Annotated in this window: 10 protein-coding genes and 1 pseudogene; all 11 read left to right on the top strand. The window is 69.7% G+C overall.

The window, feature by feature from the left end:
- The first annotated feature begins 47 nt into the window (after positions 1-47).
- The 11 genes and pseudogenes from FLW16_RS38310 (at position 48) to FLW16_RS38265 (ending at position 15,305) form a co-directional block, all read left to right on the top strand.
- Complete coding sequence (locus FLW16_RS38310; RefSeq protein WP_185949779.1) at positions 48-5,696, top strand: fibronectin type III domain-containing protein; 5,649 nt, start codon at positions 48-50, stop codon at positions 5,694-5,696.
- 144 nt (positions 5,697-5,840) lie between these two features.
- Positions 5,841-6,257 (top strand): annotated as a pseudogene (locus FLW16_RS38305) (TniB family NTP-binding protein); the annotation flags it as partial.
- Positions 6,258-6,339: 82 nt separating this feature from the next.
- On the top strand, positions 6,340-7,548 hold the full coding sequence (locus tag FLW16_RS38300) for a DUF6461 domain-containing protein (RefSeq protein ID WP_142565907.1): 1,209 nt from the start codon (positions 6,340-6,342) through the stop codon (positions 7,546-7,548).
- Positions 7,549-7,981: 433 nt separating this feature from the next.
- Complete coding sequence (locus tag FLW16_RS44150; RefSeq protein WP_185949778.1) at positions 7,982-8,131, top strand: hypothetical protein; 150 nt, start codon at positions 7,982-7,984, stop codon at positions 8,129-8,131.
- Between the two features lie 11 nt (positions 8,132-8,142).
- Positions 8,143-8,718 carry a transposase gene (locus FLW16_RS38295; RefSeq protein ID WP_185949777.1) on the top strand — a complete coding sequence of 192 codons (576 nt, stop codon included), beginning with the start codon at positions 8,143-8,145 and terminating at the stop codon, positions 8,716-8,718.
- A gap of 281 nt (positions 8,719-8,999) precedes the next feature.
- Positions 9,000-9,353, top strand: coding sequence for a DUF2809 domain-containing protein (locus FLW16_RS38290; RefSeq protein ID WP_185949776.1), 354 nt, complete (start codon positions 9,000-9,002; stop codon positions 9,351-9,353).
- Positions 9,266-9,916: a transposase gene (locus tag FLW16_RS46340; RefSeq protein ID WP_142565904.1), complete on the top strand. Its 651-nt coding sequence runs from the start codon at positions 9,266-9,268 to the stop codon at positions 9,914-9,916. Before FLW16_RS38290 ends, FLW16_RS46340 begins: the two co-directional genes overlap by 88 nt.
- 357 nt (positions 9,917-10,273) lie before the next feature.
- Complete coding sequence (locus FLW16_RS38280) at positions 10,274-13,042, top strand: AAA family ATPase (protein WP_221891485.1); 2,769 nt, start codon at positions 10,274-10,276, stop codon at positions 13,040-13,042.
- Positions 13,043-13,202: 160 nt separating this feature from the next.
- Positions 13,203-14,027: an alpha/beta fold hydrolase gene (locus FLW16_RS38275; RefSeq protein WP_142565903.1), complete on the top strand. Its 825-nt coding sequence runs from the start codon at positions 13,203-13,205 to the stop codon at positions 14,025-14,027.
- 139 nt (positions 14,028-14,166) lie between these two features.
- Entirely contained in the window at positions 14,167-14,490 is a 324-nt protein-coding gene (locus tag FLW16_RS38270) for a putative quinol monooxygenase (protein ID WP_142565902.1), read from the top strand.
- A gap of 122 nt (positions 14,491-14,612) precedes the next feature.
- Positions 14,613-15,305, top strand: coding sequence for an SDR family NAD(P)-dependent oxidoreductase (locus FLW16_RS38265; RefSeq protein WP_142565901.1), 693 nt, complete (start codon positions 14,613-14,615; stop codon positions 15,303-15,305).
- Positions 15,306-15,636 lie beyond the last annotated feature (331 nt).

Below are 15,636 nucleotides of genomic sequence, written 5' to 3'. Positions count from 1 at the left end.
GACGACGTCGTCACCCCCCCCGCGACCCTCGGATGAGGAGTCCCCCCATGAGCAATCGCTGGTTGAGCTTCCTGGCGGCGCTCGCCCTCGTGGCGAGCGCGCTGGTCACGCTCCCGGTGCCCGCCGTCGCGGCGAAGTCCGCGCCGTCCCCGCCTCCCCGTTCGCCCGCCGGCCAGGTCGCGTCCCAGTCCGCGGCCGCGCTGAGCCCCGCCGCGGGCCAGTACTTCGGTGCACGGGTCCGAGTGCTCTCCAACGTCTCGATCGCGGCCGGCGCCACGACGACGGTCAAGGTGACGGGGGTCGGTACCGTTCCCGCCACCGGGGTCTCGGCTGTCGCGATCAACATCGCGGCCAAGGGCGCCAGCGCCGCCGGAGGCCTGATCGTCTACCCGTCGGATCTGACGGCCGCCCCGGCTGTGACAGGTACCCGCTATCGCTCCGGGGTGTACGACGACGGCCTGCTGATCGTCAAGGTCGGGAGCGACGGCCAGATCAAGGTGCAGAACACCGGTAGCTCGGCCGCCGTCGTCTACGCCGACATCCACGGTTACTTCACCTCCGCCGCCGGGTCGACGGCGGGCGCGACGTACGTACCCCTGGACACGGCCCGGGTCGTCAGCAAGCAGACGGTGGCCGCGGGCGGCACGTCCGCCTTCACCATGACCGGCACCGGAGGGGTTCCGGCCACCGGTGTCGCGTACGTGGTCTTCCACCTCATCGTGAAGGGCACGGCGTCGAGCAAGGTCATCGCCTACCCGTCGGGCACGTCGATCCCCAGCGGTTCCGACATCGACTACCGCCCGTCCAGTGAAATGTCCAACCTCGTCATCGCGGCACCCGGCAGCGACGGGAAAATCGCCATCAACAACGACGGCACCGCCGCGCTGACCGTCTACGCCGACGTCGCCGGCTATTTCGCCGCGCCCTCCGCCACCACGGGCGGGTCCGCCGCGGTGCCCGTGACGCCGGCGCGTATCACCAGCAGCGTCACGGTCGCCGCGAACGGCACCTACACCGTCTCACCGCTCGGAGCGGGCGGCGTGCCGGCCACTGGCGTGAGCGCGGTCGCCGTCAACCTGACGGCCAAGGGAACCGCCGCCAGCACGCTGCGGGTCTACCCCTCCGATCAGGCGAGTCCGCCGTCCGGGGGTTCGATCGTCTACCAGGCGGGCGACTGGTGGTCCAACCAGGTCCCGGTCAAGCTGGGCGCCGACGGCAAGTTCGCCGTCCGCAACGCCGGCTCCGCCTCCGTGACCCTCGCGGTGGACACCTTCGCGTATTTCAAGAAGCCGGCCGTGCCGTCGGCTCCCAACGGGGTGAGCGCGACGGCGGGCGACTCCTCCGCGACCGTCTCCTGGACCGCCCCCGCCGACGGCGGCGCCCCGATTACGGGTTACACGGTGACGGCGAGCCCGGGCGGGGCGAAGGCGACCACGACCAGCGCGACCACCGCCACCGTGACCGGCCTGACCAACGGCACCGCCTACACCTTCACCGTGACCGCCACCAACGCCGTGGGCACCTCGGCCGCCTCCGCGCCCTCGGCTCCCGTCACACCGCGGGCTGCGGTGTCGCCGCCGGGCCCCCCGCTCGGTGTCACGGCGAGCCCCGGGGACGGCTCGGCCGTCGTGAGCTGGCGCGCCCCGTCGGACGGCGGCTCTCCCATCACCGGCTACACCGTGACCGCGAGCCCGGGCGGGGCGAAGGCGACCACGACCAGCGCGACCACCGCCACCGTGACCGGCCTGACCAACGGCACCGCCTACACCTTCACCGTGACCGCCACCAACGCCGTCGGCACCTCGGCCGCCTCCGCGCCCTCCGATCCGGTGACACCCGGGCCGGCCACGCCGCCCGGCAAACCATTCGTCACCGATGTGCAACCGCGGGACTCGGCCGTCGAGGTCACCTGGACCCCGCCGGACACCGGCGCCACCGGCCTCACCGAATACATCGTCACGGCCTCGCCCGGCGGTGCCACCCTGCGCGTCTCCGCCGGGCAGACCAGCGCGGTCCTCGGGGGACTGAGCAACGGCACCGCCTACACCTTCACCGTGACCGCGGTGAACGCCGCGGGCACCGGCGACCCCTCCTGGCCGTCCGACCCGGTGGTACCCGTCGCGGCGGTCGCTCCGCTGAAGCCGGTCGCCCTGCAGGTCTTCTCCGCCGACAAGGCTCTGGACGTGCAGTGGGCGGCCCCGCTGGACGGCGGCTCGCCCATCACCGGCTACACGGTGACCGTCAGTCCGGGCGGCGTCACGGTGAACGTCCCCGCGGGCACGACCGTGACCCGGGTGACCGGGCTGACCAACGGCACTGCGTACACGGTCTCGGTGGTCGCGGCCAACGCGGCGGGCACCAGCGAGGCGGCCACCGCCGATCCCGTCACCCCCGCGGCCGCCAGGGCACCGGGCGCGCCCACCCACATCGCCGCCGCCGCGAGCGAGAACGGTTCGATCACGCTCTCCTGGCAGCCGCCGATCGATCCGGGCACCAGTGCGATCACCGGCTACACCGTGACCGCGAGCCCCGGCGGGAAGACCGTGACCGGCACCTCCACCAGCGCGACCGTCACCGGCCTGACCACTACCACCGCCTACACCTTCACGGTCACCGCGGCCAACGCGGCGGGGGTGAGCCCGCCGAGCGACCCGACCGACCCGCTGCTGCCTGCCAAGAGCCTCAAGCAGGCGCCGCTCGTGCTGTCCAACGCCGACCTCGCCACCCTGCGTGCGGTCCACTCCGACGGCACGCTCGTCTTCGAGCAGCCGCCCGCCGAGATCGCCGCCCTGGCCGTCGGCACGATCGTTTACGGCCCGGTGACGCAAATGCTTCCTCAGGGCTTCCTGGGCCGGGTCTCCCAGGTCACCAAGCAGAACGGTCTGTTCATCGTCACCACCACATCGGCGGCGCTCGCCGATGTCTACGCCGCTGGTGACATGTGGCTGGACGTGCCACTCGACAACGGCGACCTGACCTTCGTGCCCACCGTGCCCGGTGTCCGCGTCGTCACGCCCACGGTGAACGGCAGGGCCGTCCGCCCGCTCGCCGCCGGCCAGGTCTCCCCGGCGAGCGTGGGCTGGCGTCGCGGCAGCCTCATCCTGGAGGTCAGCAAGAAGTTCGGGGCCGGCGGAAGGCTGCCGATGAGCGCCGCCATCGAGGCGCAGGGCCAGTTGACGCCGCACGCCAAGTTCCACTTCAGGCTGAGTGGATCCAACCCCTACGCCGACTTCGGCCTCACCGCGGACTTCTCCTTCGAGGCGCGCGGCAAGATCGGCTTCGCCGCCGAGGTCTCGCCACCGGCGAAGGAGCTGGGCTACGTCGAAGGTCCCTGCTTCACCGTGGCCCCGTTCACCGTGATGTGCGTGCGGGCCAACGTCAAGCTCAAGTTCGAGGCGGACGGCAGCGTAGGCGTCACCTACGCCGTCACCTGGGAACGCACGGTCGGAATGAAGTGCCACCTGTCACTGTCGAGCAGCTCGTGCGACGGCGTGAACACCGGCGAGGGAGGCGCGTTCAGCAAGACGGTGCAGGCCTACGGCGACGCCAACATCACCGTCTCCACTCCACTGGACCTGCAGTTCCTGATCGACCACATCGCCGGCCCCGCGCCCGCGGTCACGCCGTACGTGCAGCTCAAGGCGGACACCACTCAGGACCCCTGGTGGGAGCTGCGGCTGGGGGCGAAGCTAGGCGTCGCGCTCGACCTGGTCGCCGTGGAGAAGGACTTCTCGCCGTTCCGCAAAGACGACCTGATGGACTATTTCGTCACGCTTGCCGCCGGAGGGCCGTACACGGGACTGCTGATCGTCCCCCAGGCCGCGACGACCTCGGTCCGGCTGCCGTACACGTTCCGTCACTCCGTCTCCCACCTGCCCGACGATGTGCCGGTGCAATGGTCGATCAAGGACGACACCTCCGCCACGATCGACAGCGGCGGGACGTTCCTGTCCGACCATCCGGGCACGTTCGTCATTCAGGCCAAGACACCCGCGTCGGGCACGCACGACGAGCTGGAAGCCCAGGCGAGGATGACGGTGGGCGGCAGCTTCGGCGGACCCCTTGCCCCCACCATAGAGAAGGACTGGTCCGTGCCCGCCGTCGGTGGCGTCGCGGTGAGCTGGCAGCCGCCCACCGACGTCGGCGCGAGCCCGATCACCGGCTATGTGATCACGGCGCAGGAGTTCGGGACGCGCAAGGTCACGGTGGCGTACGCGGCCGCGGACGCCACCCACCAGCTGCTCCAGGGGCTCACCCCGGGGGTGGCGTACGTCATCTCGGTGCTGGCCAGGAACAGCAACGGGGTCGGTCCGCCCTCCGAGCCGCAGACCTTCACCCCGCTGGACGTGACCTTCCCCGGGCCGCCGTCGCCCCACGGTCTCGACCTGGCCAGCAGCACGGAGCAACCGAGCAGGCCCGACTCCACCGGCGCGGCGGGCGGAATGAACGGCGGCACCATCTCCGGCGACGGACGGTACATCGTCTTCATCACCCAGGGACGCAGCAACCTCATGCCGCACGACTCCCCGTACTACCACCCGGCCAGCAGGTACCCGTACATCGTCAGGAAGGACCTTTCCACCCTCCAGAACCCCTTCGTCGTGGCCTCCATCGAGCCGGACGGACTGCCCAGCTACACCATGTACACCGACCCGCTGATCAGCAGAGACGGCAACGTGGTCGCCTACACCGGCTTCAGCTACAACGCCCCGAGCGTCCACAGAGGCATCATCCGCGACATCGCCGCGGGGGCATCGTGGGCGACCGAGGACGGCAGTGACATCTGGGGCGTCAGCGACAACGGGCAGGCGGTCATCTATACGAAGGGCGGAAACCTCTACCGTCAGGCCAAGGGCGCCGCCGCGCAGCAGTTGACGACATGCACGGGCAGCGGTGGCCCGCAGTGCCCGATTCTCTCCCCCGGCAGGGGAATGCTCTCCGGCGACGGCAACCGCGTCGTGTGGTCCACGTACGGCGCCGACAAGCACAATCACAGCTGGCTCTACGACGCCGCCGCCGGCACCACCAAAGAAATCTTCCCCGGCTCTGACGTGACCGAGCCGATCATCTCCGGCGACGGGCAGAAGGTCGCCCTCGTCTACACCCCGCCCACCCCGGCACCCGACCTCGGATCATGCCTCGTGGTCATGCCGCTGGGCGGCGCCGCCCCAACCACCTCCAACTGCCTCGTCAAGAACGGCACCGACGGACACGGCGATCCGGTCTTCCTGAGCAAGGACGGCCACGCGCTCGCCTACCGCTACACCGTCTACGGCCGTGACCCCGGCGCTCACAACATGACGAGCCTTCGGACCTACGTCAACGGCGCGACCCACATCGCAGGGGGCTCGTCCAGCACCTGGCCGGCCTACGTGTCCATCGGCGACCACAACCCGCTGCAGCCCAACACGCCCGACGTTGTGGTCTACGCACTGTGGCAGCAGAACTTCCAGACCAGCACCTCGTCCACCGACACGACGGTGCCGGGACTCTGGCTGGACTTCGCGAGCGACACCGCCCTCTTCGCCCAGGGCACGGGCGCCGAGATCGGCGAGACGGCGGCGTCCACCACCTCGGCCACCCCGGGCAGACCCGAGCACTTCACACCAAAGCCGATCAAGGTACACGCGCCCCCACCCGCCACCGGAGACCGAGCCGTCCCACCGGCCGTCGTCCACGGTCCGACGACGTCGTGACCACTCGGTGAGCGCAGCCGGGGGCCGGGTGGCGTGGTCGTCACCCGGCCCCCTCGCCTCGCGAGAGCTGGGAAGAGAGGTCAGCTCTCGGAGGAAAAGGCGGCGTCGAAGGCCGCGGCCGGTGGGGTGATGGCGTTCATGGCCCGCTTCTACACCGCGCTGCTGACCGTGCTCGGCGCGCCGCTGCGCCCCCGCCAGCGGCTGGCCGAACTGGAGCAGCTCGCGGTGCGGCTGCTGCGCCAGGCCGGCGCGCGCATGCTGGTGTTCGACGAACTGCACAACGTGCTTGCCGGACGCGGCGAGGCGCGCCGCGAGTTCCTCAACCTGCTGCGCTTCCTGGGCAACGAACTGCAGATCCCGCTGGTCGGTGTCGGCACCCGGGACGCCTACCTGGCGATCCGCTCCGACGACCAGCTGGAGAACCGCTTCGCCCCCTCCGTCCTGCCGCGCTGACAGCCCGACCGGGAGTCGAGCACCCTGCTGGCCAGCTTCGCCGCCGCCTTCCCGCTGCGCCGCCCCTCCCACCTGGCCACGGAACTGCTGGGCCGGACGCGCGACGAGCCGATCCTTTCTGCCGTCAGGGATGTCGGATCCGCCTGCCATACTCACCCGTGATCATGAGAGGGACGAACTGGGGAGACCGATGCGCAAGATCATGCCCGCGGATTACGCGTGGGAGGACGACTGGGCGGAGGAGATCTACACCGTCACCTTCGTCCGCGGCCTGGACGAGCGTGAGACGCTCCGGCGGTTCGGCGTGGCCGACGACAACATCCATCCAGTGGACGACGAGGAGGTCATGGAGCGCATTGAGGAGACCGACGGCTGCTGCGACATGGTGCTGGTGACCCGGGCTGGCGACTGGACGATCGCCTTCGAGTACAGCGGGTGGGAGGGGACCCGGCCCGAGACCCTGCGCGAGCTGACCCGCGACGGCGGTGAGGCCGTCTCTGTCATGCGCCACAATTACGCGGCGTCGCATGACTTCGAACACGCTGCAGACGGTCGGATTCGGACGGCCTTTCGCCCGCAGACGCCCCAGGAGCGCTGGGGCAGCCACCCCGACGCGCTGAATGAGGACATGCGCGAGCTAGGCCTGGAACCCGAACCGGATGAGGAGTACCAGTACCTGTCCGGCTCCGTTCCTGCGGCCCTCGCGCTGGCCAGTCGTATCTCCGGAGTGCTGTTCACCCCCGCACTGCTGGACGGGCCGCTGCTGGGCGGGGTCATCACCGACGCGGTTCCCGACGATCCCCGGGAAGGTGACCCGCTCGCCCGGCACGCCCTGCGGGCCTTCAACCGGGAGCTCGCCGAGGCCATCGACAATGCCTCCCCTGACCTCCAGCGGCGGGCCGCGGTCGCCGAAGCCCGACGCCAGTGCGAGCTGGCCGGTGTGGCCGACCACCCGGTGCTCGCCGCCGCACTGGCTTCGGCGGAGCGGGGCGAGACGAGGCCGGTCGGGCACGACTCCCCGCTCGCTGAGCTCATCCGCGGCTACGAGTCGGAGCTGACCGGCCATCCGATCGACGGGGCCACCGGCGAGTGGATGGCCGGCCCATCTGCGGATCCGCACCGCTCCCCGAACGTCAGGCGTTCCATCTTCTCCATCGATACCGCGACCGGCATGCCGGCCTGCCCGAGCTGCAGGTGGCATCACCGCCCGGACGAAGCGGAGCGGGAGGCAGTCCGGCCACGCTGGCAGGCGGGGAGATCAGTACGCCACGCCCTGTCACCCGACGCCAGGAGGGCCGCCTACAACACTCACTTCCCCCTGGTCCACGGAGGTCAGATCATGGCCGACCCCGACCACGCGACGGCCGTTGCCGCGACACTGCGCGCCGCCTCGGCATAGCCAACCCCGATTCTGCAGATCAGGGGACAGGAAACGCGTGGCAGGTGTCGGCTCCCTCGACCCCCACGGCTCGTGAGCGACGTTCCCTGGCGGATCATGAAGGCGCGTTCCCGGTCGTACGGCTCACGGCTGCGGCAGTAGCAGGCGCAGCCGCGAGGCTGAGGTCCGGGCCGTCCGGCCGGTCATCGTGGTATGTGCCGCTGTGGAGCCGGGTGCAGCGCCGGGCCGAGCGTGCCGCCGGGATTGATCCTCCCGTCCACGGCCAGTTGCACCGCGGTGGCCGCCGCCTGCAGCATCGCTTCCTGACTCGACGGGCAGGCTCAGCCGCTCGTACGGCCGCCAGAGGTTCAGGTCAGCCAGGAGCGGCAAGTCCGCGGCGTCCCAGAGCTGGTGCAGGAGGGCGGCCGCGCTGGGGCCGGCCCGGGAGGCGACCATGCTGACCTCGTCCAGCAGCGTCCGCAGCAGCCGCAGCCATTCCCCGACGTGCACACCCGGCAGCGACTACGGCGTGCTGCCCATCGTCCACGAGGGATTGGTCGAGCGCGGGTTGTTGCCGGCCGAGCACCTGGTCGACGCCGGATAATGAGTGCCGACGTGGTCGTGGCAGCCAAGCGCGACCATAACGTCGAGATGGTCGGGCCCATGATGCCCGGCACCAGCTGGCAGAAGTCTGGCGAGGGGACCATCCCCGTCAGCGCCTTCACCATCGATTGGGACAACGAGACGATCACCTGCCCGCAAGGCAAGATCAGTAAGCGATGGGCACACGAGGTGGACAAGGGCGGCAGAGAGGTCATCAGGGTCCAGTTCGCCCGGAAAGATTGCACGCCGTGTCCCGTACGGCCCCAATGCACCCGGGCCGGCATTTCCCGCCGCCGAATCACGCTGCGAGTCCGAGAGCAATACGAGGTGCTTCAACAGGCCCGCACCAACCAAGACAGCCCCGAATGGAAGGCCCGCTACCAGGCCCGTCAGGGCATCGAGGGCACCGTCGCCCAGGCCGTCGACGGGTTCAGGGCCAGGCGGTCCCGCTACCGCGGGACCGCCAAGACCCATCTTCAGCACCTGCTCACCGCCGCGGCGATAAACCTCACGCGGATCGACGCGTGGCTGATGGGCATGCCCCTCGCCCCGACGAGGACCTCACACTTTGCGGCGCTAGCTGCATAGGGGTTCAGCCCACATAAGGTCAAAAACCCACATTCGGTGGATCATGAACGGGTGTTGGAGTGCTCTTCCTCGCACCACGCGGGGCACTGTTTCATCTGGTCGGGCCTCATTCCGAATGGATCGTCACTACGTTCCAGCGTGCTGGCATGCCGTCGCCATGGCACTCCACCGCGGTCGCTGACCTGCCGCAGTCAGCATGCCGCCATAAGGGACGATCTCTATGATCAGGTTCGTCCTGATCATAGAGATTCGGAGAAGATGTCGATCTCATGCGCCGTGCCATGGTCCTTCTGGGTGGCGTCGCCCTCGCCGTCGGCGCCTTCGTCCTCTTCTACCGTGGCCCGGGACAACCGTTCATCCGCGGTTACGTGAGCGACGTCGGCGCCACCATGCTGGTCTACGCGTTCTTGGGGCTGCTGTGGCGCACCACCGCCGCACGCCGCACCCTGGCCACGGCCGCGATCGCCGCCGCCGTCGAGTTCTACCAAATAGTCGGCATGACCCCGCCGGGCATCGGCGGTGTCCTGGTCGGCGCGTTCCCCGACCCATGGGACCTGGTCGCCTATGCCATCGGTGTGGTCGCGGCTCTGGCCTGGGAACGCCGATTGGTCCGATCCGGCGATCAGACCGGCTGACTCTCGGACTCCACCCCACCGGCACGCTGACGGTACGGATGCCCCACAGTGGCGAGGTCATCGGGTTCGTCCTGCGCGGCGGCCGGCCGTTGCAAGGCAGGACGAGGTCCGGCCCATATAAGCCCGAAACCCACATTCGCCAGGTGTTGCCACTGGCGAGGAGCCTGATGGGCGGCGCGCGGCGGACACGGGTTGATGTACCGGATAAGGACGGATATCCGGTACATGGCCGTCGCCAAGGTATCGGCGACCTGCGGGTTCACCGGAACGAGCGCCGCGCGACTCGGGTGCTTATCCGGTACATCAGCAACCCAGCAACATCGAATGTGGGTTTTGGGCTTATGTGGGCCGGACCCCGCATAGGTACGAAACCCTCAATTCGCCAACAGCGTCCTTTGGGCGAGCGGGGCCCGATTCCGGATCTGCGGCGGCAGTTGAACGGGGTGATCTGGTGCTTCCGCACGGGGAGCCCCTGGCGGGACATGCCTGCCGACTACGGGCCATGGTCCACCGTCTACGACCGCTTCCGGTCCTGGGCGAAGGCCCGGGCTTTGAGTCTCTGATGGAAGCCGTGACCGCCGAGGCCGCTGCTGCGCACGGACGCCACACTGGAGGCGACGGTTTCGGTTTCGTCGGGTCGTTCAGCCGACCAGCGGGGTGACTCCGCCATCGCGTGCGCTTTCGCGTGATCCGGGGTGAGTGAAACGACGAGTCTCACTCGGCCTGCGTGGCCGGGCCTCATTGCGGGCACGTCGCCTTGCGGGCCGGCGCGCCCTACAGGAGGCGTCCGAAGGGGCCGAGCGCTGCTTCGCGGGCGCCATCTGTCGGTGAGATACTTGCTGCTCATGCGCGCGGCCGGTCGTTCAGCTGCTCCGCGCGGCAGGACGAGGGACGCAGCGGATACGAGGCAGGCGAAGGCAGTGGCAGGCGGGGGCTTCGACCTGACCGGACTGATTGGCAGAGACCGCGAGCTCGCCGAGCTCGTGACGTTCCTGGACACGGCTGGGACGGAGGGAGCCGCCATCCTGCTCACGGGTGATCCGGGCGTGGGGAAAACGGCGCTACTGGACGCGACCGCTGAGCTGGCGGTCGCAAAGGGAACCCGAGTCATCCGCGGGAGCGGCGTCGAGTACGAGACGGATATCAGCTTCGCGGGGCTCCACCAGCTCGTCATCCCGCTGTCGCGCGAGCTCGGTCGTCTGCCACCCCCCATGAGAGAGGCCATCGAGGTCGCGCTCGGTCTCGGCGTCGGCCCCGCGCCGAGCCGGATCGCCGTCCTGAACGCGGCACTGTCGCTGTTCGGCGAGGCTGCGAAGGAGCAGCCGTTGCTCCTCGTGGTCGACGACCTCCATGTCGTCGACCACGCGAGCCGATCCGCGGTGGGTTTCGTCGCCAGAAGACTGGGCGGTCGCCGCATCGGGCTGCTCGGAGCCCGGAGAGCGGAGTCCAGCGGGTCGTTCCAGCCCACTGGCCTGCCAGAGCTCGAGGTCGTGCCGCTCAACGACGCGAATGCACTGCGGCTGCTGTCCCGGCGCTTCGCTCACCTCCCTCGCCGGGTCCTCCTGACAGTGGCGCGAGAAGCACAGGGAAACCCCCTCGCCCTACTCGAGTTCGCCGGCTCCACCACCGTGTCCGGCGATCGGCACGGCAAAGGGCCGGAATGGGCGAGCGGCCCGGGGCGAGATGTCCGTGCTCTGTACGGCGCACGCGTCGAACGACTACCGCAAAGAACGCGTGACCTGCTGCTGCTCGCGGCTCTCGAGGGCTCCGGCGACATGCGCGTTCTCGAGGCGGCCGGCGGGCCGGGTGGGCTTGACGGACTCGCTCCAGCGGAGCGCGACCACCTGGTCAAGGTCGCGGAGAACGGCCGCGCCGTGCGTTTCAGGCATCCGCTGGTCAGATCCGCGGTGGTTGACGGTTCCACCGGCGAGCAGCGGCGCAGCGCCCACCGCCGATTGGCCGACGCACTGGTCGACCAGCCCGAACGTCGCGGTGACCACCTCGCGAGAGCCACGACGGTGCCCGACGAGGCGGTCGCCGCCGTCATCGAGTCGGCGGCCTGGAGCAGCCTGCAGCGCGGCGATGCCGACGGCGCGATCTCGAGGCTGCGGCGCGCAGCCGAGCTGAGCCCCGACCAGGCGGCCCGCAGGCGCCGCCTGTCGCAAGCCGCCTACGTCGCCGCCTGGGTCGCAGGCCATCTGGAGACCTCGCACGAGATCATGCGCGAGGTGCCGGGCGGCCCGGCGGCCCGGTCACTCTCGGCGGCTGCGGCTGCCGGTTTTGTGGTTCTTGTCACGGAGGGTGACGCCGACACGGCCCACGCGCTCTTGATGAAGGCGATCGAGCAGGCCCCGGTCTCGTCCGAACTGCCACGCGGCGAGCTGGAGACCGCGCTCTTCACCCTCACGCTCGCCAGCCAGTACTCGGGTCGGCAGGAGCACTGGCAGCCTCTGGTCGACGTGCTCGCCCGGCTTCCCGAAGCGTCGCCCGCCGCGGCGGTGTCGCTGGGGCGCATCCACCACGACCTCGGCTCCGTCACCGACGACATGCTGCGGCGCCTGGACGAGGAGATCTCGCGGCTGAGAGGCCAGACCGACGCCGACGTGGTCATCCGCACCGCCCTGGCCGCCTCGTACCTCGATCGGCTCCCGGGCTGTCGTGAGGCCGTGTCCCGGGTCATCCGCGACGGCGGCGCGGTGGGGGCGAGCATGCCGGGCCTGATCTTCTTGGCTCTGGACGACCTGTACGCCGGTCGGTGGCAGTCGTCGGCGGACGCTGCGGCCGAGCTCATCGCGCTGTGCGAGGAGAAGGGGTACCACCTGTTCGGTCAGGTGGGGCATTACGTCGCTGCGATGACCGCGGCCCAGCGCGGGGACCTCGACGCGTGCCGTGACCACTGCGAGGAAATCTGGGGCTCGTCGGGGCCCAGGGGCCTGCGGCGGCTGGAGAGCTGCGCCCACCAGGCGGCGGCCCGGGCGGCCCTCGGCGCCGCCGACTTCGAGACGGCCTTCCGGCACGCCACGGCGATCTGCGCCCCCGGTGTGCTGCCGCCCTTCAACCCCGAGGCCGTGTGGTCCGCGCCGGACCTCGTCGAGGCGGCCGTACGCTCCGGGCGGCACGCGGATGCGCGACGGCACGCGGACGCGATGCGCGACGCCGGTATCGGCCGCCTGTCGTCGCGATTGGCACTGAGCGCGGCCATGGTCACGGCGATGACATCGGCTCCCGAGGTCATGGCCGGGTGCTTCGAGGAGGCGCTCGGCCTGCCGGGCATCGAGCAGTGGCCCTTCGAGGTCGGCCGTGCTCATCTGGCGTATGGCGAGAGGTTGCGCCGTCAAGGACTCAACCGTGACGCCCGGGAGCAGTTGGCTGCTGCCCGGAGCCGCTTCGAGGAGCTCGGGGCCCGCTCGTGGGAGGCCCGGGCAACGGCGGAGCTCCGCGCCACCGGCATGACGCGGACTGCCCGGGGCAAGGCCGGCGCGAGCCTCACCCCTCAGGAGCTGGAGGTCGCAAGGCTGGCGGCGGTGGGGTTGTCGAACCCGCAGATCGCCTCGCGTCTGTTCCTTTCGCCGCGGACCGTGTCGTCACATCTCTACCGCGTGTTCCCGAAGCTGGGGATCACGTCACGTGCCGCGCTCCGCGACGCTCTCGAGGCGCTGCCTCCCCAGCCGCCGGCCGACCGGCCGTGAGGCATGTCGGCCGGGCCACTGTGCTGCCCCGGCCCTGACGTAAGCAACCCGTCGGCCGGATGTCAGTCAGCTGACGGAGGCTGTCAGTACGGTGACCGAGGCATCCTCGTGGGGACATCGAATCCGCCCGGCGCTCGGGCGAGACCACGAGGAGCACACCATGCCCTTCGTCGCCAGCGACGACGGCGTCGAGATCTTCTACAAGGACTGGGGCTCGGGTCAGCCGATCATGTTTCACCACGGCTGGCCGCTGAGCTCGGACGACTGGGACGCTCAGCTGCTCTTCTTCGTCCAGCAGGGCTACCGCGTCATCGCCCACGACCGCCGGGGGCACGGGCGCTCCGCGCAGGCCGGCCACGGGCACGACATGGAGCACTACGCAGCGGACGCCGCCGCCGTCGTGGCGCACCTCGACCTGCACGACGTCGTCCACATCGGTCACTCCGCCGGTGGTGGAGAGGTTGCCCGGTACGTCGCCAAGCACAGTGCCGGTCGAGTCGCCAAGGCCGCCCTCATCGGAGCGGTCCCCCCACTCATGATCCAGACGAAATCAAACCCGGGAGGGCTGCCGATCGAGGTCTTCGACGGCTTCCGCGAGGGCCTGGCCACCGACCGCTCCCAGTTCTACCTCGATATCGCCTGCGGGCCGTTCTACGGATTCAACCGCCCGGGCGCGGACGTGTCCCAGGGCGTCATCTGGAACTGGTGGCGCCAGGGGATGGCCGGCAGCGCGATGGCGCACTACGAGGGAATCAGGGCGTTCTCAGAGACCGACTTCACCGAGGACCTCCAGGCGATCGACGTGCCCACGCTCATCATGCACGGCGACGACGATCAGGTCGTTCCGATCGCCGTCTCCGCCGAGCTGTCGGTCACGTCGGTCGAGAACGCGACCCTGACGGTCTACCCGGGCCTGTCGCACGGCATGTGCACCCTGAACGCCGAAACCATCAACGTCGACCTCCTCGACTTCATCAAGAGTTGAGGCCGGCAGGGCCGACGAGTAAGGCCTCGTCCGGGGGCCCCGGGCCTCAGTGCCTGCTCCTCCACGATCGATGCGTGACCGGAGTGGGCACGACGCCGACAAACAGGCTTGTGAGTACACAACGAAAAAGGGAATCACCATGACCGCGACACCCAACGGCTACGTGACCGTCATCTGGGAAACGACGGCGAAAGCGGGCAAGGAGGCCGACCTCAAGGCATTCATCACCGCAGCCGTCACCCCCTCCCGCAACGACGCGGGCAACATCGACTATGAGGCCCACGAAGTCGAGGGCCAGCCTGGTGCGTTCGTCATCTACGAACGCTGGGAGACACGCGCCCATCTCGACGCCCACCTCGGCGCACCCCGGATGCAGGAACTCGTCCCGCAGATGCTCGAACTGATCGAAGGATCCATCGAGGACGGCATCCGCCTGCTGCGCCCCTTCCGTCCCGCCCACTAGAGCAGAACGCCCTCGTAGTGAGCCGGCGACGACGAGCTACAGGACCGCGAACGCCGCAGGTGCCCCCGGGCGCTTCTTCCCGCAGGGCACCTGCACCGACGGCATGTCAGGAGAGAGAAAACATGACGACCACATTGATCACCGGTGGCAACAGGGGCCTCGGCTACGAGATGGCGCGCCGCCTCGTCCAGGCAGGCCAGACGGTTTGGATCGGAGCCCGCGACGCCGAGAACGGCCGTAAGGCCGCCGACCGGCTCGGTGCCAACTTCGTCCAGCTGGACGTGACCGACGACGCGTCGGTCAACGCGGCGGTCGAGACGCTGCGCGTGCAGGCCGGCCACCTGGACGTCCTCATCAACAACGCCGGGATCCTCGGCGAGGTGACCGCACCCGAGGACATGACGGCCGACCAGATCCGCCATGTCTATGAGACCAACGTCTTCGGACTCGTACGAGTCACACACGCGCTCCTGCCGCTCCTGCGAGCAGCAACCGTCCCCTCCGTCATCAATGTCACCAGCGGTCTTGGGTCGTTCACGCTGACCCATGACCCGGAGCGTGTCGAGTCCCTGTATCCGCTCGCCGCGTACGGCTCGTCGAAGAGCGCGGTCACCATGCTGACCATGCAGTACGCCAAGACGATCACCGACGTCCGCTTCAACGCGGTGGACCCCGGACAGACCGCAACCGAGTTCACGGGCAACATCGGGCACAGCGTCGAGGAGGGCGCTGAGGCAGCGGTGCGCATCGCCACCCTGGGGCCTGACACACCCACCGGCACGGTGACCGACCGCACCGGTGTGCTCCCATGGTGATGCGGCACCCGTAGGTGGGTTGCGGGACGTTTCCGAGACGATGCTCGGCATGACGACCGCCCCCGTAAGGGCTACTCCTGCGGCCCGAAAATCTCCTCGACGAACAGCGCTGTGGGCAGGTCGGACAACGCCTGGATCCGCACCTAACCGAGTGCCGGCGGGTGCTCGGCTGGACGGCGAGCTCGCCGCGCACGTGCGGAGCCGGACACGGCGGCCTGGGAGGGCGAGGACGTCCCCGCCCTGGCCCGGCGCGTCGAGATGACCGCGGTCACCCGGGCCGTGGAGCGGACTCGGACCCGTCGGGTGCCGTCCGGTACGAAGTGAGCGGCCC

Source organism: Microbispora sp. KK1-11 (assembly GCF_006874435.1).
Classification (GTDB): Bacteria; Actinomycetota; Actinomycetes; order Streptosporangiales; family Streptosporangiaceae; genus Microbispora; species Microbispora catharanthi.
The sequence above is the reverse complement of the archived record's forward strand: the minus strand, read 5'-3'. Positions and strand labels throughout refer to the sequence as shown.

Bases quoted from the DNA above. Each gene is read 5' to 3' on its own strand.
- FLW16_RS38310 (WP_185949779.1), top strand. From the start codon at position 48: ATGAGCAATCGCTGGTTGAGCTTCCTGGCGGCGCTCGCCCTCGTGGCG.
- FLW16_RS38300 (WP_142565907.1), top strand. From the start codon at position 6,340: ATGCGCAAGATCATGCCCGCGGATTACGCGTGGGAGGACGACTGGGCG.
- FLW16_RS44150 (WP_185949778.1), top strand. From the start codon at position 7,982: ATGCTGACCTCGTCCAGCAGCGTCCGCAGCAGCCGCAGCCATTCCCCG.
- FLW16_RS38290 (WP_185949776.1), top strand. From the start codon at position 9,000: ATGGTCCTTCTGGGTGGCGTCGCCCTCGCCGTCGGCGCCTTCGTCCTC.
- FLW16_RS46340 (WP_142565904.1), top strand. From the start codon at position 9,266: ATGGGACCTGGTCGCCTATGCCATCGGTGTGGTCGCGGCTCTGGCCTG.
- FLW16_RS38275 (WP_142565903.1), top strand. From the start codon at position 13,203: ATGCCCTTCGTCGCCAGCGACGACGGCGTCGAGATCTTCTACAAGGAC.
- FLW16_RS38270 (WP_142565902.1), top strand. From the start codon at position 14,167: ATGACCGCGACACCCAACGGCTACGTGACCGTCATCTGGGAAACGACG.
- FLW16_RS38265 (WP_142565901.1), top strand. From the start codon at position 14,613: ATGACGACCACATTGATCACCGGTGGCAACAGGGGCCTCGGCTACGAG.